General features: G+C 42.7%; 24 protein-coding genes. 18 read left to right on the top strand and 6 right to left on the bottom strand.

Annotated features, from left to right (window positions below; all coding sequences use genetic code 11):
- Positions 1–159 precede the first annotated feature (159 nt).
- Together adhP and OCF95_RS08270 are read right to left on the bottom strand one after the other, a co-directional pair.
- Positions 160–1,179, bottom strand: coding sequence for an alcohol dehydrogenase AdhP (adhP, locus tag OCF95_RS08275; RefSeq protein WP_261034988.1), 1,020 nt, complete (start codon positions 1,177–1,179; stop codon positions 160–162).
- A gap of 223 nt (positions 1,180–1,402) precedes the next feature.
- Positions 1,403–2,215: a Cof-type HAD-IIB family hydrolase gene (locus OCF95_RS08270; protein ID WP_261034987.1), complete on the bottom strand. Its 813-nt coding sequence runs from the start codon at positions 2,213–2,215 to the stop codon at positions 1,403–1,405.
- Positions 2,216–2,404: 189 nt separating this feature from the next.
- Between OCF95_RS08270 and OCF95_RS08265 the strand changes: the two genes are divergently transcribed.
- The 6 genes from OCF95_RS08265 (at position 2,405) to folK (ending at position 8,512) form a co-directional block, all read left to right on the top strand.
- The gene (locus tag OCF95_RS08265; protein WP_050262483.1) at positions 2,405–3,823 is read left to right on the top strand and encodes an NCS2 family permease; all 1,419 of its coding nucleotides are present in this window, start codon (positions 2,405–2,407) and stop codon (positions 3,821–3,823) included.
- Between the two features lie 52 nt (positions 3,824–3,875).
- On the top strand, positions 3,876–4,583 hold the full coding sequence (locus OCF95_RS08260; protein WP_023947032.1) for a CPBP family intramembrane glutamic endopeptidase: 708 nt from the start codon (positions 3,876–3,878) through the stop codon (positions 4,581–4,583).
- Between the two features lie 93 nt (positions 4,584–4,676).
- Positions 4,677–5,657 (top strand): dihydropteroate synthase, encoded by a 981-nt coding sequence (folP, locus tag OCF95_RS08255; RefSeq protein ID WP_261034985.1) that lies wholly within the window; start codon positions 4,677–4,679, stop codon positions 5,655–5,657.
- A gap of 1 nt (position 5,658) precedes the next feature.
- Positions 5,659–6,981, top strand: coding sequence for a bifunctional folylpolyglutamate synthase/dihydrofolate synthase (locus tag OCF95_RS08250; protein ID WP_261105219.1), 1,323 nt, complete (start codon positions 5,659–5,661; stop codon positions 6,979–6,981).
- Entirely contained in the window at positions 6,962–7,516 is a 555-nt protein-coding gene (gene folE, locus OCF95_RS08245; RefSeq protein ID WP_000380917.1) for a GTP cyclohydrolase I FolE, read from the top strand. The genes OCF95_RS08250 and folE overlap by 20 nt, the downstream gene beginning before the upstream one ends.
- Positions 7,517–7,699: 183 nt before the next feature.
- On the top strand, positions 7,700–8,512 hold the full coding sequence (folK, locus tag OCF95_RS08240; protein ID WP_020903074.1) for a 2-amino-4-hydroxy-6-hydroxymethyldihydropteridine diphosphokinase: 813 nt from the start codon (positions 7,700–7,702) through the stop codon (positions 8,510–8,512).
- Between the two features lie 160 nt (positions 8,513–8,672).
- Here the strand turns inward: folK and OCF95_RS08235 are convergent, their stop codons facing one another.
- Entirely contained in the window at positions 8,673–8,990 is a 318-nt protein-coding gene (locus OCF95_RS08235) for a DUF960 domain-containing protein (protein ID WP_000886037.1), read from the bottom strand.
- Between the two features lie 236 nt (positions 8,991–9,226).
- Here OCF95_RS08235 and ccpA point away from each other — a divergent pair, with 236 nt between their 5' ends.
- Positions 9,227–10,237: a catabolite control protein A gene (gene ccpA, locus OCF95_RS08230; RefSeq protein WP_001090627.1), complete on the top strand. Its 1,011-nt coding sequence runs from the start codon at positions 9,227–9,229 to the stop codon at positions 10,235–10,237.
- A 51-nt stretch (positions 10,238–10,288) separates the two neighbouring features.
- Here the strand turns inward: ccpA and OCF95_RS08225 are convergent, their stop codons facing one another.
- Positions 10,289–11,251: an asparaginase gene (locus OCF95_RS08225; RefSeq protein WP_033687293.1), complete on the bottom strand. Its 963-nt coding sequence runs from the start codon at positions 11,249–11,251 to the stop codon at positions 10,289–10,291.
- A 65-nt stretch (positions 11,252–11,316) separates the two neighbouring features.
- Between OCF95_RS08225 and OCF95_RS08220 the strand changes: the two genes are divergently transcribed.
- Complete coding sequence (locus OCF95_RS08220; RefSeq protein WP_261105217.1) at positions 11,317–12,708, top strand: Cof-type HAD-IIB family hydrolase; 1,392 nt, start codon at positions 11,317–11,319, stop codon at positions 12,706–12,708.
- A 185-nt stretch (positions 12,709–12,893) separates the two neighbouring features.
- On the opposite strand, the gene OCF95_RS08215 is transcribed toward OCF95_RS08220, so the two are convergent.
- Positions 12,894–13,346, bottom strand: coding sequence for a universal stress protein (locus OCF95_RS08215; protein ID WP_024058091.1), 453 nt, complete (start codon positions 13,344–13,346; stop codon positions 12,894–12,896).
- Between the two features lie 160 nt (positions 13,347–13,506).
- On the opposite strand from OCF95_RS08215, the gene OCF95_RS08210 reads away from it, so the two are divergent.
- The 4 genes from OCF95_RS08210 (at position 13,507) to OCF95_RS08195 (ending at position 17,553) form a co-directional block, all read left to right on the top strand.
- On the top strand, positions 13,507–13,800 hold the full coding sequence (locus OCF95_RS08210; protein ID WP_261034977.1) for a hypothetical protein: 294 nt from the start codon (positions 13,507–13,509) through the stop codon (positions 13,798–13,800).
- A 156-nt stretch (positions 13,801–13,956) separates the two neighbouring features.
- Positions 13,957–15,171: a pyridoxal phosphate-dependent aminotransferase gene (locus tag OCF95_RS08205; protein WP_033687296.1), complete on the top strand. Its 1,215-nt coding sequence runs from the start codon at positions 13,957–13,959 to the stop codon at positions 15,169–15,171.
- Positions 15,172–15,315: 144 nt separating this feature from the next.
- The gene (rpmH, locus tag OCF95_RS08200) at positions 15,316–15,450 is read left to right on the top strand and encodes a 50S ribosomal protein L34 (protein ID WP_000831905.1); all 135 of its coding nucleotides are present in this window, start codon (positions 15,316–15,318) and stop codon (positions 15,448–15,450) included.
- 138 nt (positions 15,451–15,588) lie between these two features.
- A complete protein-coding gene (locus OCF95_RS08195; RefSeq protein ID WP_000748905.1) occupies positions 15,589–17,553 on the top strand; it encodes a peptide ABC transporter substrate-binding protein in 1,965 nt (654 codons plus the stop codon).
- Positions 17,554–17,841: 288 nt separating this feature from the next.
- On the opposite strand, the gene OCF95_RS08190 is transcribed toward OCF95_RS08195, so the two are convergent.
- Positions 17,842–19,686 carry an APC family permease gene (locus OCF95_RS08190; RefSeq protein ID WP_000494451.1) on the bottom strand — a complete coding sequence of 615 codons (1,845 nt, stop codon included), beginning with the start codon at positions 19,684–19,686 and terminating at the stop codon, positions 17,842–17,844.
- 156 nt (positions 19,687–19,842) lie between these two features.
- On the opposite strand from OCF95_RS08190, the gene OCF95_RS08185 reads away from it, so the two are divergent.
- The 6 genes from OCF95_RS08185 (at position 19,843) to OCF95_RS08160 (ending at position 24,291) form a co-directional block, all read left to right on the top strand.
- The gene (locus OCF95_RS08185; RefSeq protein ID WP_033684736.1) at positions 19,843–20,616 is read left to right on the top strand and encodes a TatD family hydrolase; all 774 of its coding nucleotides are present in this window, start codon (positions 19,843–19,845) and stop codon (positions 20,614–20,616) included.
- Positions 20,616–21,182 carry a ribonuclease M5 gene (gene rnmV, locus OCF95_RS08180; protein ID WP_000659993.1) on the top strand — a complete coding sequence of 189 codons (567 nt, stop codon included), beginning with the start codon at positions 20,616–20,618 and terminating at the stop codon, positions 21,180–21,182. The genes OCF95_RS08185 and rnmV overlap by 1 nt, the downstream gene beginning before the upstream one ends.
- 64 nt (positions 21,183–21,246) lie before the next feature.
- On the top strand, positions 21,247–22,119 hold the full coding sequence (rsmA, locus tag OCF95_RS08175; protein WP_001216838.1) for a 16S rRNA (adenine(1518)-N(6)/adenine(1519)-N(6))-dimethyltransferase RsmA: 873 nt from the start codon (positions 21,247–21,249) through the stop codon (positions 22,117–22,119).
- 1 nt (position 22,120) lies between these two features.
- A complete protein-coding gene (rsgA, locus tag OCF95_RS08170) occupies positions 22,121–22,999 on the top strand; it encodes a ribosome small subunit-dependent GTPase A (protein WP_084862054.1) in 879 nt (292 codons plus the stop codon).
- A gap of 10 nt (positions 23,000–23,009) precedes the next feature.
- The gene (rpe, locus tag OCF95_RS08165; RefSeq protein WP_261034974.1) at positions 23,010–23,666 is read left to right on the top strand and encodes a ribulose-phosphate 3-epimerase; all 657 of its coding nucleotides are present in this window, start codon (positions 23,010–23,012) and stop codon (positions 23,664–23,666) included.
- On the top strand, positions 23,629–24,291 hold the full coding sequence (locus OCF95_RS08160) for a thiamine diphosphokinase (RefSeq protein ID WP_261009296.1): 663 nt from the start codon (positions 23,629–23,631) through the stop codon (positions 24,289–24,291). The genes rpe and OCF95_RS08160 overlap by 38 nt, the downstream gene beginning before the upstream one ends.

Here is a 24,291-nt window from a genome sequence, read left to right as displayed (position 1 = left end):
TATAAACCGTTTTCATCTAAAAATCAACTATTTATCATAAAATAATTAAAAAGACTACATCTGAAAATATTGATATATTGAGTTTTGGAGACGTTTTTTTGAATCCTTATTAAAAAAGTTGGAAGCGTATTCCAACTTTTAAAATAGATTTTTATTAGATTAGTGGGTGAAGTCGAGTACCATACGTCCTTGGATTTGACCTTTTTCCATTTCGTCGAAAATGGCTACGGCATCTTCTATTGGACGTTTTTGAACAACTGGAACTACCAAACCTTCTGCACCGAATTGGAAGGCTTCTTCCAAGTCTTTACGAGTTCCAACAAGAGAACCGATGACTTGGATTCCATCTAGAACTGTTTTCACGATGCTGAGTTCCATCATTTCAGAAGGAAGACCAACAGCGACTACGCGACCACCAGCACGAACTGAGTCAACAGCCTGGTTGAAGGCGACTTTAGATACAGCAGTTACGACAGCTGAATGAGCTCCACCATCAGTTTTTTCCTTGATGAGTCCAGGTACATCTTCAACTTCGAGGCCGTTAATAACAATGTCCGCACCCACTTCTTTTGCAAGGGCAAGTTTGTCGTTATTGATATCAACTGCGATGACATGAGCATTGAATACTTTTTTAGCGTATTGAACAGCTAGGTTACCAAGTCCACCAGCACCGTAAAGAACAACCCATTGGCCTGGTTCAACTTTGGCTTCCTTAATAGCTTTATAGGTTGTTACCCCAGCACATGTAATAGAAGAAGCTTGGGCTGGATCAAGTCCGTCAGGAACTTTGACAGCATAGTCTGCAGTTACGATACATTGTTCAGCCATACCTCCGTCTACTGAGTAGCCGGCATTTTTTACTGTCCGGCAAAGAGTTTCACGGCCAGTTGTACAGTATTCGCAAGTACCACATCCTTCAAAGAACCAAGCAACGCTGACGCGGTCACCGATTTTAAGGCTTTTAACATCTGGTGCAATTTCTTTAACGATACCAACACCTTCGTGTCCTAGAACACGTCCTGGTACTTGACCAAAGTCACCGTGGGCAACGTGGAGGTCAGTGTGGCAAACACCACAGTATTCGATTTCTACAAGTGCTTCCCCAGTTTCAAGTGGACGGAGTACTTTTTCTTCAACAGCAACACCAGTGCTTTCTGGATTTACAACAACAGCTTTCATAGCTATCCTCCTTGATATTGGCCGAGAACAGGGACAACAGGACTGGATTGATTTTTTTCAACAGAGTCGAGTGTGACGAGCTCTCTTGTATTTATATGTGAAGTATATCACAAAAGAAAGCCTTTTCCAAGGTTTTGGAGGTAAAAAATAGAACAATCGATTAACCGGTTGACGAGACTGTGAAAAGAGCACAAAGACCAGCTTGCAAGCTGGTCAGACTGGACTATAAGAATAAATCTTGTAGGGTTTTGGCAACCCCATCTTGGTCATTGGTTAGGGGGAGTTGCTCATCCGCATAAGGGAGCAGGTCTGGATTGGCATTTTTCATGGCATAGCCTTTTCCAGCAAAAGCGAGCATTTCGGTATCGTTGTGTTCATCTCCAAAGGCAATCAAATCTTTTTTGTCACGATTCATTACCTTGAGCAAGTAGTTCAAGGAGAAGGCCTTATTGACACCTTTTGGGGTACACTCAAGGATATTGAGCGGACCACCCCAAGTATTGATAGACAGTTGATGCTGATAGAAGGCGTTCATTTCTTCTGCCAAAGCATACTTGTCACTGGCTCTGGTCTGCAGCAGAATACAGTTAGGATCCTTGGTCACCAATTCAGGCTGAAATTGATTTTCAGGCTGGAAAGCTTCTACACCAAATAGTTTGGGATTGGCAATTTCTTCATTGGGATTTGTAATGTAGAATTTTTTACGATATTCTCCAGCGATAAAATCGGCTTGAATATCCTCTGAACGTTGAACCATGTCTAACAGATATTTTTTGTCTACGGTCAAACACTTTTCAAAGTCCCAAATTTGGTCTGGTAGATGAGTGAGGGAGCCGTTGAAGTTAATCATAGGAGTGTCTAAGGCCAGTTCACGGTAAAAATCTTTTGACATACGGTAAGGGCGACCTGTCGTAATAATAACCTGATGGCCTTTTTCAGTAACTTTTTTTATAGTTTCTTTGGTAAAGTCAGAAATTTGACTGTCTGAGTTGAGTAGGGTTCCATCCAGGTCAACTGCAATAATTTTTTTCGTCATAGGGACCTTTCTAGTGTCTTTTCAGATAAGATGTCTTCTATTATAACAAAAAGCAGGCAGAAAAGCAGATTCCAAACAAAAAATGAAATTCCATCAATTTCTTAAATAAATCAAACAAAGATATTGAAAAAGTGAATGATAAATGATATAATTCTATTATTGTTCGTAAAAATTAAAAGGAGATTGATAATGGACAAATTATTTAAACTAAAAGAGAACGGTACAGACGTTCGTACGGAGGTTCTCGCTGGTTTAACAACTTTCTTTGCAATGAGTTATATTCTCTTTGTAAATCCACAAATTCTTTCGCAAACAGGAATGCCTGCTCAGGGTGTGTTTCTCGCAACAATTATTGGTGCAGTAGCAGGTACCTTGATGATGGCTTTCTACGCTAACTTACCTTATGCCCAAGCGCCAGGTATGGGACTTAATGCCTTCTTTACCTTCACGGTTGTATTTGGACTTGGTTATTCTTGGCAAGAAGCTCTAGCTATGGTCTTCATCTGTGGAATTATCTCATTGATTATTACCTTGACAAATGTTCGTAAAATGATCATTGAATCGATTCCAAATGCTCTTCGCTCAGCTATTTCAGCTGGTATCGGTGTCTTTCTTGCCTACGTGGGAATTAAGAATGCTGGACTTTTGAAATTTACGATTGATCCAGGCAACTATATTGTTGTAGGAGAAGGGGCTGACAAAGCTCAAGCAACGATTGCAGCAAACTCTTCAGCAGTTCCAGGCTTGGTCAGCTTTAATAATCCAGCTGTTTTGGTGGCTCTTGCAGGACTTGCCATTACTATCTTCTTTGTTATCAAAGGGATTAAAGGGGGAATTATTCTCTCTATCTTGACAACAACTGTTCTTGCTATCGCAGTTGGTTTGGTAGATTTGTCTAGTATCGATTTTGCTAATAACCATGTTGGTGCAGCCTTTGAAGACTTGAAGACAGTCTTTGGTGCAGCTCTTGGTTCAGAAGGTTTGGGAGCTTTGATTTCAGATACAGCTCGCTTGCCTGAAACTCTGATGGCTATTCTTGCCTTCTCATTGACAGATATTTTTGACACGATTGGTACCTTGATCGGTACAGGTGAAAAAGTTGGTATCGTAGCTACAAATGGTGAAAATCACCAATCAGCTAAGTTGGACAAGGCTCTTTATTCAGACTTGATTGGTACTTCTATTGGTGCCATCGCAGGTACTTCAAACGTAACGACTTATGTTGAGTCTGCTGCTGGTATCGGTGCAGGTGGACGTACTGGTTTGACAGCCTTGGTTGTGGCAATCTGCTTTGCGATCTCAAGCTTCTTTAGCCCACTTCTAGCGATTGTACCAACAGCTGCTACAGCTCCAATCTTGATTATCGTTGGGATTATGATGTTGGCTAGCTTGAAAAATATCCATTGGGATGATATGTCTGAAGCAGTTCCTGCCTTCTTCACATCTATCTTTATGGGATTCAGCTACTCTATCACTCAAGGGATTGCAGTTGGTTTCTTGACTTACACTTTGACTAAGCTTGTCAAAGGTCAAGCTAAAGATGTTCATGTTATGATTTGGATTTTGGATGCCTTGTTTATCCTTAACTACATCAGTATGGCCTTATAATAGGATAACCCAGGGGGATTTTCCCCCTTTTTTAATATAAAGGAGATGGGTGATGAAAGAGAAAAATATGTGGAAAGAATTATTGAATCGTGCAGGTTGGCTGTTAATCTTTTTGCTGGCGACAATTTTATATCAGATTCCTATAGGGGTTACTGCTATTTTAACTTTAAATGCAGTACCACTGTTGCAGTCAGGACTGATAGTTGCTGGTATTTCGATTGTAGTTTTGGCACTATTTATTTTTGGAGCTCGTAAAACGCAATTAGCAAGTTTTAATTTTTCTTTTTTTAGAGCGAAGGATTTGGCACGTTTGGGCTTGAGTTATTTAGTTATTATCGGGTCAAATATACTTGGTTCTATCTTGTTACAACTGTCAAATGAGACGACAACAAGTAACCAGTCTCAGATTAACGATATGGTTCAGAATAGTTCTCTGATTTCCAGTTTCTTCTTACTGGCCTTGCTTGCTCCGATTTGTGAGGAAATCTTGTGCCGTGGGATTATTCCTAAAAAGATTTTCCGAGGAAAAGAGAACTTGGGATTTGTAGTCGGTACGATTGTGTTTGCTTTATTGCATCAACCAAGTAATTTACCTTCTTTATTGATTTATGGAGGTATGTCGATTGTTCTATCTTGGACGGCTTACAAAACCCAACGTTTGGAAATGTCTATCTTGCTTCACATGATTGTTAATGGGGTAGCCTTCTGTTTATTGGCTCTTGTGGTGATCATGAGTCGGACATTAGGGATTTCTGTTTAAGATTTTTGACAATTGCTTACTTGTTTCTACTGGGAAAAAGATGAATGCAATCGTGTCCATCTTTTTCTTTTTATGGTAAAATAGAGAAATAATATGATGAAAAACCTTGAGGGAGTGACCGATATGTCAAGTAAAGCCAATCATTCAAAGACATCTATTTGCGGAATTATTAATGTAACCCCAGACTCCTTTTCGGACGGTGGTCAATTTTTTGCTCTTGAGCAGGCACTCCAGCAGGCTCGTAAATTGATAGCAGAAGGGGCTAGTATGATCGATATCGGCGGAGAATCGACTCGGCCTCGGCCGGGAAGTAGCTATGTTGAGATAGAAGAGGAAATCCAGCGTGTTGTTCCAGTGATTAAAGCGATTCGCAAGGAAAGTAATGTCCTCATTTCCATTGATACTTGGAAAAGTCAGGTGGCAGAGGCTGCTTTGGCTGCTGGTGCCAATCTAGTCAATGATATCACTGGTCTTATGGGTGATGAGAAAATGGCTCATGTGGTTGCTAAGGCTGGAGCGAAAGTAGTCATTATGTTTAATCCAGTTATGGCGCGACCTCAGCACCCTAGCGCGCTCATATTTCCTCATTTTGGTTTTGGACAAGCTTTTACAGAGGAAGAGTTAGCTGACTTTGAAACATTGCCAATCGAAGAGTTGATGGAGACTTTCTTTGAACGAGCACTAGCGAGAGCAAATCAAGCTGGAATTGCACAAGAAAACATCCTGCTGGATCCAGGAATCGGCTTTGGTCTGACCAAGAAAGAAAATCTGCTTCTTTTACGGGATCTGGATAAACTACATCAGAAAGGCTATCCAATCTTTCTTGGAGTGTCGCGCAAGAGGTTTGTAATCAATATCCTTGAAGAAAATGGCTTTGAAGTCAATCCTGAGACAGAACTTGGTTTCCGTAATCGAGATACGGCTTCGGCTCATGTAACTAGTATCGCTGCGAGACAGGGTGTAGAAGTGGTGCGCGTGCATGACGTAGCTAGTCACAGGATGGCAGTTGAAATTGCCTCCGCTATTCGTCTGGCTGATGAAGCGGAAAATTTAGATTTAAAACAATATAAATAAGATGAAAGAAATTGAAAACAATCAGTGGATTGTCAACTATCGGACGGACCAACCGCATTTTGGCTTGGAACGAATGGTGGAACTGTTAGCTTTGCGTGGCAATCCCCATCTCAAACTCAAGGTTATCCATATCGGAGGGACCAATGGCAAGGGTTCGACTATTGCTTTTTTGAAAAATATGCTGGAAAAGCTAGGCCTGAGAGTTGGTGTGTTCAGCTCGCCCTATCTCATTCATTATACAGACCAGATTAGCATCAATGGGGAATCCATTCCCGAAGCTAGACTAGAAGCCCTCATGGCAAACTATGAGTCTTTGCTTGAGGGGGAGAGGGGCCTTGCTTTACAAGGAACAACCGAGTTTGAGATTATCACAGCTCTGGCCTATGACTACTTTGCTTCAGAGCAAGTAGATGTGGCTATCATGGAAGTCGGCATGGGTGGGCTTTTAGATAGTACCAATGTCTGTCAGCCCATTTTGACAGGAATTACGACTATTGGATTGGACCATGTAGCCCTACTTGGTGACACCTTGGAAGCCATAGCAGAGCAGAAAGCTGGTATTATCAAACAAGGTATTCCCTTGGTGACAGGTCGTATTGCTCCAGAAGCTTTGGCTGTGATTGACCGCATTGCGGAAGGGAAAGATGCACCGAGACTTGCCTATGGGAAAGATTATCAGGTCAGTCACCAAGAGAGTGTGGTAATGGGAGAAATCTTTGATTATACCAGTTCGGTCAGACAAGGTCGATTCCAGACTGGTTTGCTTGGTTTGCACCAGATAGAGAATGCTGGGATGGCCATAGCTTTACTTGATACTTTTTGTCAAGAAGATGGCCAAGAGCTAGCAAGCAATGACTTGATTGCTCAAGCCTTGGAAGAAACAAGATGGCCAGGGCGTCTGGAGGTCGTGTCAAGGGAACCCTTGATGATTTTGGATGGAGCCCACAATCCTCATGCTATCAAGGCTTTAATAGAAACCTTGCAAGAACGTTTTGCGGATTATCATAAGGAGATCCTCTTTACCTGCATCAAAACCAAGGCCTTGGAAGATATGTTGGATTTGTTGGAGGAAACCCCAGATACCGAGCTTACCCTGACACATTTTGACGATAGTCGGGCGACTGATGAAAGCGTGCTGAAAGAGGCAGCTAAGTCTAGAAATCTCAGCTACCAAGGTTGGCAGGGTTTTCTAGAGCAGAAATTGATAGATAAAAAAGAAGAGAAACAAACAGTTAGGATTGTCACGGGTTCCTTGTATTTCTTGAGCCAAGTGAGAGCCTATCTGATGGAGAGGAAGAACGAGAATGGATACACAAAAGATTGAAGCAGCTGTAAAAATGATTATCGAGGCTGTAGGAGAGGACGCTAACCGCGAGGGCTTGCAGGAAACACCTGCTCGTGTCGCTCGTATGTACCAAGAGATTTTTTCAGGTCTTGGTCAAACAGCGGAGGAACATTTGTCAAAATCCTTTGAGATTATCGATGATAACATGGTAGTAGAAAAGGATATCTTTTTCCACACGATGTGTGAGCATCACTTTCTGCCATTTTATGGTAGAGCGCACATTGCCTACATTCCAGATGGTCGTGTGGCAGGATTGTCTAAGCTAGCCCGTACGGTTGAAGTTTATTCTAAAAAACCACAAATTCAAGAACGATTGAATATCGAAGTGGCCGATGCCTTGATGGAGTATCTGGGTGCTAAGGGAGCCTTTGTTGTTATTGAGGCGGAACATATGTGTATGAGCATGCGAGGTGTCAGAAAACCAGGCACAGCAACCTTGACGACAGTAGCTCGTGGTCTATTTGAAACAGATAAGGACCTCCGAGACCAGGCTTATCGTTTAATGGGACTATAATACTCTTCGAATAATGGGACTATAATACTCTTCGAAAATCAAATTCAAACCACGTCAGCTTCCATCTGCAACCTCAAAACAGTGTTTTGAGCAGCCTGTGGCTAGCTTCCTAGTTTGCATTTTGATTTTCATTGAGTATAAAAAAAATCCGCTTGAAGCGGATTTTTCTAGAAAGGAATCATTATGGATCAACTGCAGATTAAGGATTTGGAAATTTTTGCCTATCATGGTCTTTTTCCTAGTGAGAAAGAATTAGGGCAAAAGTTTGTTATTTCCGCAATCCTATCCTATGATATGACCAAGGCGGCTACAGATTTGGATTTAACAGCCTCTGTCCATTACGGAGAACTGTGTCAGCAGTGGACGACTTGGTTTCAGGAGAGCACTGAAGATTTGATTGAAACGGTAGCCTACAAACTGGTAGAACGTACTTTTGAGGCTTATCCTCTTGTCCAAGAAATAAAGCTGGAACTGAAAAAGCCTTGGGCACCAGTGCATTTGCCACTAGATACTTGCTCGGTAACCATTCATCGCCGCAAGCAACGGGCCTTTATCGCCCTAGGAAGCAATATGGGAGATAAACAAGCAAATTTGAAACAAGCCATTGAGAAAATGCGAGCTCGAGGTATCCATATTCTCAAAGAGTCCAGTGTCTTGACGACGGAGCCTTGGGGTGGTGTGGAGCAAGATAGCTTTGCTAATCAAGTGGTTGAGGTTGAAACCTGGTTGCCGGCCCCAGTTCTATTAGAGAACTTGTTAGCCATTGAGTCAGAGATGGGACGGGTGAGAGAAGTACATTGGGGGCCTCGTTTGATTGATTTGGACTTGCTCTTTGTGGAGGACCAGGTCCTTTATACAGATGACCTTATTTTGCCCCATCCTTACATAGCGGAACGCCTTTTTGTCCTTGAATCTCTTCAAGAAATTGCGCCTCATTTTATCCATCCGACATTAAAGCAACCGATCCGCAACTTGTATAATGCTTTGAAACAATAGAAAAAACTCTAGTTTTCAGTCGCTTGTAACTGAAGGCTAGAGTTTTTATACTCTTCGAAAATCTCTTTAAACCACGTCAGCTTCCATCTGCAACCTCAAAACAGTGTTTTGAGCAGCTTGCGGCTAGCTTCCTAGTTTGCTCTTTGATTTTCATTGAGTATTAAAATAGGTCATTTTCTTCTGGGAGGAGTATAGTCTCTCTACCATCCATGTCTAAAACCAGTACTCTCGGGGGATAAAGAGGGTCGAATGGATGGTTAAAATCAAAATCAATGGCTGTAGGGAGGTGTTGGCTTGAGAAGTGGAAGGTAATTTTTCCTTGGTTATTGAGCAATTGAAACTCGAGTTCCTCCTCCAATTCAAAGACATTTTTTAAGAAGTGGTCGATGATATACCAAAAAGAGTCAATGACATCATCAGGCAAGCTGGTAACAATGCCAAAACTAGCAGACCGCATCTGGGTATTGGTAAAAGCCATATTTCTTCCCCCTTTCTTTTCCCTTATCATACAGCAAATAGGATTAAAAATCAAGAAAAGGTGATTTTTTCTTCATAAACATAGCTTCCTATGAAATTTTTTCAAATAATCTTCAAAAAAAGCTTGAAAGTGTTTACAAATAGTGATAAAATGGAATAAGTAGAATCATGAAAACGAAATTTTCATACCGTCTCTTTTTTAGAGTCTCGTGAGGTATGATATAGAAAGGAAATGGAATGAATACAGACGATACAGTAACGATTTATGATGTCGCCCGTGAAGCAGGGGTTTCAATGGCGACGGTTAGCCGTGTAGTCAATGGCAATAAGAATGTAAAAGAGAACACACGTAAAAAAGTGCTTGAGGTGATTGATCGTTTGGATTACCGTCCAAATGCCGTGGCGCGTGGTCTTGCAAGTAAAAAGACAACTACTGTCGGTGTCGTGATTCCAAATATCACCAATGGTTATTTTTCAACGCTTGCTAAAGGGATTGATGATATCGCTGAAATGTACAAGTACAATATCGTCCTTGCTAACAGTGATGAGGATGATGATAAGGAAGTTTCAGTTGTCAATACACTGTTTTCTAAGCAAGTAGATGGTATCATCTTTATGGGTTACCACTTGACTGAAAAAATTCGTTCAGAGTTTTCTCGTTCTCGGACACCGGTTGTTCTTGCAGGAACTGTGGATGTAGAACATCAGCTTCCAAGTGTCAATATTGACTACAAACAAGCTACGATTGATGCAGTGACCTACCTTGCTAAAGAAAATGAGCGCATTGCTTTCGTAAGCGGTCCATTAGTGGATGACATCAATGGTAAGGTTCGTTTGGTTGGCTACAAGGAAGCCTTGAAAAAAGCAGGGATTTCTTATAGCGAAGGATTGGTATTTGAATCTAAATACACTTATGAAGACGGCTATGCCTTGGCAGAACGCTTGATTTCATCAAACGCAACTGCAGCAGTTGTAACAGGTGATGAATTGGCAGCAGGTGTCTTGAACGGTCTTGCTGATAAGGGTGTGTCAGTACCAGAAGAATTTGAAATCATTACTAGTGATGATTCACAAATCTCACGCTTTACCCGTCCAAACTTGACAACTATTGCCCAACCTCTTTATGACCTTGGTGCTATTAGTATGCGTATGTTGACTAAGATTATGCACAAGGAAGAGTTGGAAGAACGTGAAGTTCTCTTACCTCATGGTTTGACAGAACGTCGTTCGACACGAAAACGGAAATAGAAAAAATCAGGGAATCGTGAAGATTTCCTGATTTGTTTTTAGAGAAGAGACTTACCCTTCCATATAGTCTTTCAAAGCTGGCCCTGTTAGTCCGGCATTGAGGGCGATGAGGAGTTTCAAGCGGGCTTTTTGGGCGTTGAGTTCTTTAACAAAGAAGACACCAGATTTTTGCAACTGCACGCCCCCACCTTGGTAGGCATAAACAGGCTCGGCAATACCGTTAAAGCATCGTGAAACCAGGGCGACTGGTATTCCTTTTTGCAGAAGGGTTTCTAATTTTTGAGCCGTTTCTTTTGGAATATTACCAGCTCCGAAGGCTTGGATAATCAAACCGTCCAATTGTTCCAAATCCAGCATATCAATCAGCTCATCTGTCATACCAGCATAAGCAGAGATGATAGGGACTAATCCTTGTATGTGATCAAGGTCAAAGCGGACACGAGGTTCAGCTGTTTTAAAGTAGAGGATTTCCTGTTTCATAATCAGACCAAGTGGCCCGTGTGTTGGAGTCTGGAAGGTGCTGACGTTGGTTGTATGCGTTTTGGTAACATACTTGGCAGCGTGGATTTCATCGTTCATAACGACCAAAACTCCTTTGTCAGCAGCCCTGTCATCGCTAGCCACTCGTAAAGCACTCAGATAATTATAGACACCGTCACTACCGAGTTCGTTGGAGCTGCGCATGGCCCCTGTTAGAACGATGGGCATGTGGGGAACTTCCATGGTATCAAGGAAATAAGCTGTTTCCTCTAAAGTGTCGGTTCCGTGTGTAATCACCACTCCATCGTAGTTATCTGCTTCCTCTTTGATTTTTTGGTAGAGGGCCAGCATATGCTTGGGCTTGATATGAGGGCTTGGCAGGTTAAAAAAGTCTAGGGCGTGGACCTGGATTCCTTCGAGGGGATTGGACACATGGTTCATGGGATTATCCGAACTCGTCACAACAGCGCCAGAAGCATCGGCCTGCATGGAAATAGTCCCACCCGTATGTAAAACAAGGATTTTCTTAGGCATGATTTACTCACTCTTTCTGAAATGTGGTATAATCATTGTATCACAAAAGGGGAGATTGGGACAGGATGGAAGTCAAAGCTGTTTTTTTTGATATCGATGGAACCTTGGTCAACGATCGCAAGAGTGTTTTGAAATCCACTAAGGACGCGATTAAAATCGTCAAAGAGCAAGGGGTACTTGTCGGCGTAGCGACAGGGCGAGGACCTTTTTTTGTTAAGGAATTGATGGACGATTTGGATCTGGACTTTGCGGTAACCTACAATGGCCAGTATATCTTTACTAAAGACAGAGTCTTGTTCACGAGCCCAATTTCCAAGTTACATTTGCGCCAGCTCATTACGTATGCTAAAAAAGAGGGCAAGGAGATTGCCCTAGGGACCAAGGATGCTATGCTGGGTTCTAAAATCATGTCCTTTGGTCTGGGTTCTTTTTCCCAACGAATCAGTCGCTTCGTTCCCTCTGTTTTAACTCGGACGGTGAGTCACTCCTTTAATCGTATGGTCAGCAAGGTTGTTCCCCAAAAGGAAGAAGACCTGCTTGATCTAATGAATCAGCCTATCTACCAAGTCTTGATGCTGATGACGCCAGAAGAATCTGAGAAGGCGGCAGCTGATTTTGAAGACTTGAAATTGACACGTAGCAATCCTTTTGCAGCGGATGTTATCAATCAAGGAAACTCTAAGTTGGAAGGCATACGCCGAGTCGGGAAAGAATATGGTTTTGATCTCAACCAAGTCATGGCCTTTGGTGATTCAGATAACGACCTTGAAATGCTTGCAGGTGTTGGTATGTCGGTCGCTATGGGAAATGGTAGTAGCAGTGTCAAGGAAGTTGCTAAGCACATTACCACTAGTAATCAGCAAGACGGAATCCACAAGGCCCTGGAACATTTTGGTGTTCTAGCTTCAGAAAAAGTCTTTGTCAGCCGTGACTATCATTTCAATAAGGTCAAGACCTTCCACCACATGATGGATGAACGAACCCAAGAAGAACCACGAGCTTGGGATTTAGAAGGTGCAACCCACAGGGCTGGCTTTAAAATAGAAGAATTGGTGGAATTTGTTAGAGCTGCCAGTCCTTCTGAAGAGGACTTTGGTCGAGCTCTATCGCAACTTCATCAAGCTCTTGATAAGGCGGCCGATAAAGTGGCTAAGAAGACGCCTGCTCAGCAAGATTTGATAGGTCAGGTAGATGCCCTGATCGACACGCTTTACTTTACCTACGGTAGTTTTGTCTTGATGGGGGTGGATCCAGAACGTATTTTTGATATTGTTCATCAGGCCAATATGGGGAAAATTTTTCCAGATGGCAAGGCTCATTTTGATCCAGTGACCCATAAAATCTTAAAACCAGATGATTGGGAAGAAAAATATGCTCCAGAACCTGCTATTAAAAAGGAACTGCAGCGCCAGCTCAAGGCTTATGAACGCCATAAAGAGAGAAATAATACTCAATGAAAATCAAAGAGCAAACTAGGAAACTAGCCGCAGGCTGCTCAAAACACTGTTTTGAGGTTGTAGATAGAACTGACGAAGTCAGTAACATATATATACGGCAAGGCGACGTTGACGTGGTTTGAATTTGATTTTCGAAGAGTATAAATAGTAAACAAAAAGGAGCGCTGAGCTCCTTTTCTTCGTGACTATAGGGTTTTTTCTTGTTCTCTCACAACCAGCAAATCAACCTTAGCATGGCGGAGGATGTATTCAGATGAAGAGCCGACCAAGAGGCGTTCAAAGGCGTTGAGACCAGTTGCGCCAACAAGGATGAGGTCCACTTCCTCAGCATCGGGAATAGTACGTGCCAAGAGGGTTTTTGGATTTCCCATTTCAATGACGATATGAACATCTGCCACACCAGCATCTCTTGCACGTTTTTCGTACTCTTTCATCAGACTTTCAGCGTCGACTTGGAGTTCTTCGTAAACTTCAGCATCAAAGGTGGATACGCTTTGGAGAGCGCGTGTGTCAATGACATGTGCGATGGTGAGTTTAGCGTCGTTTCGTAGAGCAGAATGAACTCCCTTGACAAAAGCCAAGTCCGCTTCTTTAGAACCATCGATTGCGACCATGATATTTTGGTAACGTTGTGCCATAATGAAACCTCCTGAAATTTTCTTACTATAATTGTAAACCTTTTCACTATAGAAGTAAAGCAAAAAAGGTATTTTTTAAAAGAATATTAGCGCTTAAAATCTATATAAATATATGATAAAATAAAAGAAAGGATAGCAGGAAAGAAGTGAAGGGGGGAGAATGATGAAAAACGCTTTTCAAAAATCAAATTTCCTTTATTATGGAATCATCCTAGTTTCAGTCTTGCTAGAAGTTATCATGATCTGGCAATTAGAGAAGCTAATTCCGCTTCTCTATCCAGGGTTTATAGGTTTTTTAGTCTTTCATGTACTCTACCATCTAATTTTATTCCTAGTTGCAAAACGAAGTGGGCGTTGGGATTACTTGATGATATGGGGACTTTTCCTCATGTTCAATCTTCTTTATGACTCCTTTTTAGGCTTGCTTTTTCTAGGTTTATCTTTTGGTATGTAATGTGACTTTCGCAAAATACCTGCTATCTCCCCTGTCTTGACCTCGCTTTTAGTGAGGCTTTTCTTCTATACGAAACTAGTAACACATTTCAGTAAACTTGTCGCATTTTCTTTCTAGTGGTATAATGTTACTATCCTGATGAATTGAGGAAACAAGATGAAAGAATATAACAAGTCTAGTAAGTTAGAGCATGTTGCTTATGATATCCGTGGTCCTGTTTTGGAAGAAGCCATGCGAATGCGAGCAAATGGAGAAAAGATTTTACGTCTGAATACAGGAAATCCAGCAGAATTTGGTTTTACAGCGCCAGACGAGGTCATTCATGACTTGATTATGAATGCGCGTGATAGTGAAGGTTACTCTGACTCCAAAGGGATTTTCTCAGCCCGTAAGGCTATCATGCAGTATTGTCAATTGAAGAAATTTCCAAATGTAGATATTGATGATATCTACCTTGGAAATGGTGTTAGTGAATTGATTGTCATGTCTATGCAGGGGCTTTTGGACAACGGGGATGAAGTCTTAGTGCCAATGCCAGACTATCCTCTCTGGACAGCAGCTGTCAGCCTAGCTGGGGGAAATGCCGTTCACTATATCTGTGATGAAGCTGCAGAATGGTATCCAGATATTGACGATATCAAGTCAAAAATCACTTCCAATACCAAGGCGATCATCCTTATCAATCCAAATAATCCAACTGGAGCCCTTTATCCTAAGGAACTCTTGTTGGAGATTATTGAGATTGCCCGTCAAAACGATTTGATTATCTTTGCGGATGAAATTTACGACCGCATGGTCATGGATGGACATGTGCATACGCCTGTGGCGAGTCTGGCACCAGATGTCTTCTGTGTCAGCATGAATGGCCTGTCAAAATCCCACCGTATTGCTGGTTTCCGTGTGGGTTGGATGGTCTTGTCTGGACCTAAGACACACGTTAAAGGCTATATCGAAGGGCTCAATATGCTATCCAATATGCGCCTTTGCTCTAACGTTTTGGCCCAACAAGTCGTACAAACTTCCTTGGGTGGTCACCAATCAGTTGATGAATTGCTCCTTCCTGGTGGACGAATTTACGAGCAAAGAAATTTCATTTACAATGCCATTCAAGATATTCCAGGTTTGTCTGCGGTTAAACCTAAAGCTGGACTCTATATCTTCCCTAAAATCGACCGCAATATGTACCGTATCGATGATGATGAACAGTTTGTCCTTGATTTCTTGAAGCAGGAAAAGGTTCTCTTGGTTCATGGTCGAGGCTTTAACTGGCAGGAACCAGACCACTTCCGTATCGTTTATCTTCCGCGTGTTGATGAACTAGCCCAAATCCAAGAAAAGATGACTCGATTCTTAAAACAGTATCGTAGATAGGGCTTACATTCGAAAAAGCTGGAAACATTTGCCTTGAGCTATTGACAAAAGTGAAAGAATCAGATAGAATAGTAAAGTATGTTTAGTAACTGATCACTTTATAGCCGGCTAAACGAATACAAAATCTATGAGGAGGTATTCATCGTGAAACGTACTTATCAACCAAGTAAACTTCGTCGTGCGCGCAAACACGGATTCCGTAACCGTATGTCAACTAAAAACGGTCGTCGCGTATTGGCAGCTCGTCGTCGTAAAGGACGCAAAGTTTTGGCTGCATAATCCAAACGAACCATAACAAAAATCAGTAGGAACTCGAGTCTACTGATTTTTATTTTTGTAAAAAAGTTCAAAAAGGCTTTATATTTTTGCTCAAATAGTGTATAATATTTCACATACTGTAAAAAATGGAGAATAATCATGAAGAAATCAAAAGTTATGCTTTTTGGAGCTATGGCTTTGACAGCAGGTCTAGCTCTAGCGGCATGCGGGTCATCTCAATCAAGCAATGCAGACAAGACATACTCTTATATCTTTGTCAGCAACCCTGATACCTTGGATTACATTACCTCTACACGAGACTCTACATCTAGTATCACAACCAACTTGGTTGATGGTTTGTTGGAAAATGACCAGTATGGCAATCTCATCCCCTCTATGGCTGAGTCATGGACCGTGTCAAAAGATGGTTTGACTTACACTTATAAAATCCGTCAGGGAGCTAAATGGTACACTTCTGAAGGAGAAGAGTATGCGGATGTGACGGCTCATGATTTTGTGACTGGTCTCAAGTATGCGGCTGATAAAAAAGCTGAGAACTTGTACTTGGTTCAAGACTCTATCAAGGGACTAGCAGACTATGTTGAAGGGAAATCATCTGATTTTGCAACTGTTGGTGTTAAGGCAGTGGATGATTACACGCTACAATACACTCTCAACCAACCTGAGACTTATTGGAACTCTAAAACAACAGCAAGTATCCTTAGTCCTGTAAATGAAGCCTTCTTGAAGTCTCAGGGAGATGACTTTGGAAGTGTGACACCATCAAGTATCTTGTCAAATGGTCCTTACTTATTTAAATCATTCACATCCAAATCTTTGATTGAACTTGACAAAAACCCTAATTACTGGGATAAGGACAATGTTAAAATCGAGAAAGTGAAACTCTCTTTCTTTGACGGTTCTGACCAAGACAGCATTGCTAGAGGTTTCTTGGATGGTAACTATACAGATGGCCGTATCTTCCCAACAAGTTCAGTCTTTGCTGAACTCAAGAAGGGGAATGAGGACAAGATTACCTACACACCGCAAAACTCAGTTACTTTCTATTATCTTTTCAACGTGAATCGTCAAAGCTACAAGCAGACTATGAAACAGTCTGATAAGGAAAAGACGGATTCACGCGCAGCTATGCAAAATAAAGATTTCCGTCAGGCTATCAACTTTGCCTTTGACCGTCATGCCTATGCAGCGCAGACAAATGGTGAAGATGGAGCAGACCGTATCTTGCGTAATACGATTACACCAAGTAACTTTGTTCAAGTTGGTGATAAGAACTTCGGTGACATTGTCAATGAGAAAATTGTCAACTACGGTAAAGATTGGGCAAATATCAACCTAAACGATGGTAAGCAAGCCTTCTTGAATCCTGAAAAGGCCAAAGAGAAGTTTGCCAAGGCCAAAGAAAGTCTGCAAGCTCAAGGAGTAACCTTCCCAATTCATTTGGATATGCCAGTTGACCAGACTGCCAAATTAGATGTGCAACAGGCTGGCTCTTTCAAACAAACAGTAGAAGAAACTCTTGGTAAGGAGAATGTAGTTATCGATGTTATCCAACTTTCTCCAGATGAAAAAGACCAGGCAACCTACTTTGCAGATACAGCAGAACAAAAAGACTACGATATCGACATCTCAGGATGGGGTGGAGACTACTCAGATCCTAAGACTTACCTAGCTATTCTTGATCCAGAGACAGGTTCTCAGTTGAAAAACATGGGCTTGTCTGAAGGAAAAGACAAGGAAGTCAAGAACAAGATTGGTCTTTCTGACTACAAGAAACTCTTGGATCAGGCTGATGCGGAAATCACAGATACTCAAGCTCGCTATGAAAAATATGCTGAAGCCCAAGCTTGGTTGACAGATAGTGCCCTCTTCCTACCAGTTCAAAGTGGTGGAGCTAACCCAATCTTCCGTAAGACTGTACCGTTTACAGGCCCATTCTCATTCGTTGGTCATAAGGGAAATGCTGACAACTACAAATATGTTGAATTGCAAAAAGAGCCAGTCACTGCTAAACAGTATCAAGAACTCTATGAAAAATGGCTGAAAGAAAAAGCTGAGTCAAATAAAAAAGCTCAGGAAGATTTAGCTAACCATATTCAATAATATTCCTAGTCATGCTTTTCAGTTAATACTCTTCGAAAATCTCTTCAAACCACGTCAGCGTTGCCTTACCGTATATATGGTTACTGACTTCGTCAGTTCTATCTGCAACCTCAAAACAGTGTTTTGAGCTGACTTCGTCAGTTTCATCTACGACCTCAAAGTAGTGCTTTGAGCAGCCTGCGGCTAGCTTCCTAGTTTGCTCTTTGATTTTCATTGAGTATAAGCATAGTGGCTGAATTCAGAAAAAGGCCTTACCAGACGCTTCTTGCTTCTGGTAGGGCCTTTTCTTTATTCTTTTAAGTGATAAGAGTAGCTAGCGACAACGACGTCTTGGTGCCAACGAAGGGCGTATTTGAGTTTAAGACTCATCTGATTGTGCAGGATATTTTGCCAAGGTTTATTAGGGATAAACTGGGGTACCAGGACAGTGACTGTATAGTTCTTTTTCTGGGCATCCTCAGAGATTCGTTTGACATACTTGACAGTAGGGGTGATGATGTCGCGGTAGCTGGTCTTGATGTTCTTCAGAGTAATGGTTGGGAAGTAATCGGCAAATTCTTGGAGAATTTCTTGGTCTTTCTCTGCTGTTTCCTTAGTAGAAATGTGCATGGCTAAGACTTCATCACCGATACTTTGAGCGTAGTTAATGGCTCCGACGCTAACTCGGGTGACATTTCCTACTAGGACGAGGACAAGATTGCCATCGTAGGTACGTTTTTCGATGCCTTCATAGAGACGTAGTTGTTGGGCCACTTTTTGGTAATGACTGTGAATGGCCAAGAAAAGTAGGGTGAGTACGAGAATAATCGGGAAGAAAGGCCAGATATCACTGAGACGGAAAAAGAGCAGGATCAGCACGATAGCGTAGCAAATGATGGCTCCAAGGATATTGGCAAGGGCAGGTTTTAAGAAATTTGTCCCTTTTTCTTTTTTCCAATGGCGAATCATCCCAGTCTGAGATAGGGCGAAGGGAACGAAGACCCCGATAGTATAAAGGGGAATCAAACGTTCGGTATTGCCATTAAAAATGAGAAGAAGAATCATAGCCCCAAATGCCAGAGTTAAAATTCCATTAGAGTAGCCTAGGCGGTCTCCTTTTTCCATAAAGAGATGGGGCATGTATTTGTTTTTAGCCATATTGTAAGCTAGCATAGGGAAGGCCGAAAAGCCGGTATTTGCAGCTACGGCCAAAATTAAGGCTGTGGAGAATTGGAAGGTATAATAGCCAAGGTGGCCTAAGAAGGAATTACCAAGGATACCTTGAGCCATCTGTGAGAGGATGGTTTCTCCGTGTTGCGGCATAATTCCCATCCAGTAGTTTAGGAAGGTAATACCAGCAAACAGAAAACCTAAAATCAGTGACATGATGGTCAAGGTCTGAGCTGCATTCTTTTCTTTCGGAGCCTTGAAAAAGGGAACGGCATTTGAAATAGCTTCAACCCCTGTCAGAGAGGCAGAACCACTGGTAAAGGCTCTTAGAATGAGAACGATAGACAGACTCGGTACAGCATGCCCGATAGGAGAAGTTGCCTGATAGCTGAGAGAACCAGTTACTAGTTGAAAGATTCCATAGAGCAAGAGAAAGACAGTACTGATGATAAAGAGATAGACAGGAATCATCAGTGAACTGGCAGATTCTTTTAAGCCCCGTAAATTCAAGAGCATAAGCAAACAAACTAGAAAAATGGAAATGTGGAGGTTGTAAGGGTGGAGAGCAGGGAGAGCTGCTGTGATAGCATCGGCTCCAGATGACACCGATACCGCCACAGTCAGCATGTAGTCAACCAGCAGACTACCTCCAGCAATTAAGCCAAGTTCGGGAGATAGATTTTCTCGAGTAACCATATAGGCCCCTCCTCCTTGAGGGTAGGCATGGATGATTTGACGGTAGGAGACGGTCAGGCTAGCTAGGAGTAGGAGGACAAAGAGGCCGATAGGAAGACTCCACCATATCGCAAGAGGAGAGAGACTAGCCAAGACGAGGACTACTTGCTCAGGCCCATAGGCAATGGAAGATAGAGCGTCGCTTGACAACATGGCCAAGGCCTGCATTTTTCCCAGCAGACCTCCCTCGCCTTCTGTTAAGGACTTAAGAGGACGACCGATAAAGGTCTGTTTTAATTTTGTAAACATTGTATTTTCCTTTTCTGAAAATTTCAATAAGTGCTATTATACTGCTTTGGGAAAATAGCGTCAAGAGACGACGATGGATTTTAGAATATTTTGTACAGATGAGGAGAGAGGGCAGTTTTTTGGTATAATAGAAGATAGAAAACGAGGTTAGAAGAGATGATTTTTGATACACATACACACTTGAATGTAGAAGAATTTGCAGGTCATGAGGCAGAAGAAATCGCCTTAGCTGCTGAGATGGGTGTGACACAGATGAATATTGTTGGTTTTGATAAACCGACGATTGAGCGTGCCTTGGAGTTGGTAGATGAGTATGACCAGCTCTATGCGACTATTGGTTGGCATCCGACAGAAGCAGGGACTTACACGGAGGAGATTGAAGCCTACTTGCTTGATAAGCTCAAGCATCCCAAGGTTGTTGCTTTAGGTGAGATTGGTTTGGACTACCATTGGATGACAGCGCCAAAAGAGGTGCAGGAGCAGGTTTTTCGCCGTCAGATTCAGTTATCTAAGGACTTGGATTTACCTTTTGTTGTCCATACTCGTGATGCGCTGGAAGATACCTATGAGATTATCAAAAGTGAGGGCGTTGGTCCTCGTGGTGGGATTATGCACTCATTTTCAGGGACTCTTGAGTGGGCAGAGAAGTTTGTCGCGCTTGGCATGACTATTTCCTTCTCAGGAGTGGTGACTTTTAAGAAGGCCACCGACATCCAAGAGGCGGCTAGAGAACTTCCTTTGGACAAGATTTTGGTGGAGACGGATGCGCCTTACTTGGCTCCTGTTCCTAAACGTGGTCGTGAAAATAAAACAGCCTACACTCGCTATGTAGTGGACTTTATCGCCGACTTACGTGGTATGACGACAGAAGAGCTAGCGGCGATAACAACTGCAAATGCAGAACGAATTTTTGGATTGGACAGCAAGTAATGAAAGAAAAAATTTCACAAGTTATCGTGGTCGAAGGGCGCGATGATACGGCCAATCTCAAACGCTATTTCGATGTAGAGACCTATGAGACACGAGGTTCTGCCATCAATGAGCAAGATATTGCACGTATTCAGCGCCTACATGAGCTTCATGGAGTCATTGTCTTTACAGACCCAGATTTTAATGGGGAGCGGATTCGTCGCATGATTATGACGGCTATTCCAACAGTTCAGCATGCCTTCCTCAAACGAGATGAAGCTGTTCCCAAGTCCAAGACCAAGGGCCGTTCTCTGGGAATTGAGCATGCCAGCTATGAAGACCTGAAAATGGCTCTAGCTCAGATTACAGAACAATTTGAACATGAGAGTCAGTTTGATATCAGTCGTAGCGACTTGATTCGCCTTGGTTTTCTAGCAGGGGCAGACAGCCGTAAGCGACGAGAATATCTAGGAGAGGCTCTCCGAATTGGCTATTCCAACGGCAAGCAACTCCTCAAACGCCTAGAGTTGTTTGGGGTTACCTTGGCAGAAGTGGAAGAAGCTATGAAATCTTATGAGAACAGCTAAGCAGACCCCAAATGTAAGGGGAATGTGTTACAATAGAAGTAACAGATAATAGAAAAGAGAATAGATGAGAATTGCAGATTATAGCGTGACCAAGGCAGTGCTAGAGCGTCACGGTTTTACCTTTAAAAAGTCCTTCGGGCAAAATTTCTTGACGGATACCAATATCCTTCAAAAAATCGTGGATACGGCTGAGATTGATGACCAGGTTAATGTCATCGAAATCGGGCCAGGGATTGGTGCCTTGACAGAATTTTTGGCTGAGCGTGCAGCAGAGGTCATGGCCTTTGAGATTGACCACCGTTTGGTGCCGATTTTGGCAGATACCCTGCGTGATTTTGATAATGTGACCGTAGTCAACGAGGACATTCTCAAGGTTGATTTGGCGCAGCATATCCAAAATTTTAAAAATCCTGACCTGCCAATCAAGGTAGTGGCTAACTTGCCATACTACATCACGACTCCTATTCTCATGCACTTAATCGAGAGTGGGATTCCTTTTAGTGAGTTTGTGGTCATGATGCAAAAAGAAGTGGCGGATCGTATCTCAGCTCAACCTAACACCAAGGCTTACGGTAGCTTGTCAATCGCTGTGCAGTACTACATGACAGCTAAGGTTGCCTTTATCGTGCCTCGTACGGTCTTTGTGCCAGCACCAAACGTGGACTCAGCCATCTTGAAAATGGTGCGCCGTCCAGAGCCAGCTGTAGCAGTAGAAGATGAGAACTTCTTCTTTAAGGTTTCCAAGGCTAGTTTTACCCATCGCCGCAAGACCTTGTGGAATAACTTGACAGGTTACTTTGGCAAGACTGAAGAGGTCAAGGACAAGCTGACCAAGGCTTTGGACCAAGCAGGCTTGTCACCAAGTGTGCGTGGGGAAGCTCTCAGCTTGGCGGAATTTGCCAGCCTAGCAGATGCACTTAAAGGACAAGGACTTTAAAATGCAGGGACAAATCATTAAAGCCTTGGCTGGGTTCTACTATGTAGAGAGTGATGGCCAGGTCTATCAAACACGCGCGCGTGGGAATTTCCGTAAAAAAGGGCATACTCCCTATGTTGGGGACTGGGTAGATTTCTCTGCGGAGGAAAATTCAGAAGGCTATATTCTCAAGATTCACGAACGCAAAAATAGCCTAGTCCGTCCGCCCATTGTCAATATTGACCAAGCTGTAGTAATCATGTCCGTCAAGGAACCTGATTTTAACAGCAATTTGCTGGATCGTTTCTTGGTTCTTTTGGAACACAAGGGAATCCATCCCATCGTTTATATTTCTAAAATGGATTTGTTGGAAGATAGAGAAGAACTGGATTTTTATGAACAGACTTATGGTAATATCGACTACGACTTTGTGACCAGTAAAGAGGCACTCCTGCCTTTATTAACAGGCAAGGTTACGGTCTTTATGGGGCAGACAGGTGTTGGGAAGTCAACTCTTCTCAATAAAATCGCACCAGACCTCAATCTTGAAACAGGAGAAATTTCAGACAGTCTGGGTCGCGGGCGCCACACTACTCGAGCAGTTAGTTTTTATAATCTCAATGGGGGTAAAATCGCAGACACACCAGGTTTTTCATCCTTGGATTATGAAGTATCAACGGCGGAAGACCTCAATCAGGCCTTCCCAGAGATTGCCACTGTCAGTCGAGACTGCAAATTCCGTACTTGTACCCATACCCATGAGCCTTCTTGTGCGGTTAAGCCAGCAGTTGAAGAAGGTACCATTGCGCCCTTCCGTTTTGACAACTACCTGCAATTCCTCAGTGAGATTGAAAATCGCAGAGAAACCTATAAAAAAGTCAGCAAAAAAATTCCAAAATAAGGAGAAACCTATGTCTCAATACAAGATTGCTCCGTCAATTCTGGCAGCAGATTATGCCAACTTTGAACGTGAAATCAAACGTCTAGAAGCAACTGGGGCAGAGTATGCCCATATCGATATCATGGATGGCCATTTTGTCCCGCAAATCAGTTTTGGTGCAGGTGTGGTTGAAGCTCTTCGTCCTCATAGTAAGATGGTCTTCGACTGCCACTTGATGGTAGCTAATCCAGAGCATCATTTAGAAGACTTTGCGCGTGCAGGTGCGGATATCATCAGTATCCATGTGGAAGCAACGCCCCATATTCATGGTGCCCTCCAAAAAATTCGTTCACTCGGAGTTAAGCCTTCAGTTGTTATCAATCCTGGCACACCAGTTGAAGCCATCAAGCACGTGCTTCACCTAGTTGACCAAGTCTTAGTCATGACAGTTAACCCAGGCTTTGGTGGGCAAGCCTTTCTACCAGAGACCATGGATAAGGTCCGTGAGTTGGTTGCCCTTCGTGAGGAAAAAGGTTTGAACTTTGAGATTGAAGTGGATGGTGGGATTGATGACCAAACTATTGCTCTGGCCAAAGAAGCTGGTGCGACTGTTTTTGTAGCAGGTTCCTATGTCTTTAAGGGAGATGTCAATGAGCGAGTACAAACTCTCAGAAAACAACTGGACTAGGGTTGCTGTTTTTGCTGGCGGAGACCGCGGTCATTACCGGACGGACTTTGATAGATTTGTCGGTGTGGATCGAGGTTCTCTCTGGGTCTTGGAAGAAGATTTGCCTCTTGCTCTAGCAGCCGGAGATTTTGATTCTGTGACGGAAGAAGAGCGACAGGTGATTCAAAAACATGCCCAGCATTTTGTTCAAGCCCGACCAGAAAAAGATGATACAGATCTGGAATTGGCTCTCTTAACCATCTTTGAGAAAAATTCTCAGGCTCAGGTCACTATTTTCGGTGCTTTGGGTGGCCGTATTGATCATATGCTGGCTAACGTCTTTCTACCTAGCAATCCCAAGTTGGCACCTTATATGCACCAGATAGAAATTGAAGATGGGCAAAACTTGATTGCCTATTGTCCAGAAGGGACCAGTCAGCTACAGCCTCGTTCAGACTACGACTATCTAGCCTTTATGCCGGTTCGGGATAGCCAGCTGACTATTCTCGGTGCTAAGTATGAGTTGACAGAGGAAAATTTTTTCTTTAAAAAAGTGTACGCTTCTAACGAATATATAGATAGGGAAGTTTCGGTGACTTGCCCAGATGGCTATGTAGTCGTGTTGCATAGCAAGGACAGGAGGTAG

Origin of the sequence: Streptococcus mitis (genome assembly GCF_946188615.1) — a bacterium.
GTDB lineage: Bacteria > Bacillota > Bacilli > Lactobacillales > Streptococcaceae > Streptococcus > Streptococcus mitis_BZ.
The sequence above is the reverse complement of the archived record's forward strand: the minus strand, read 5'-3'. Positions and strand labels throughout refer to the sequence as shown.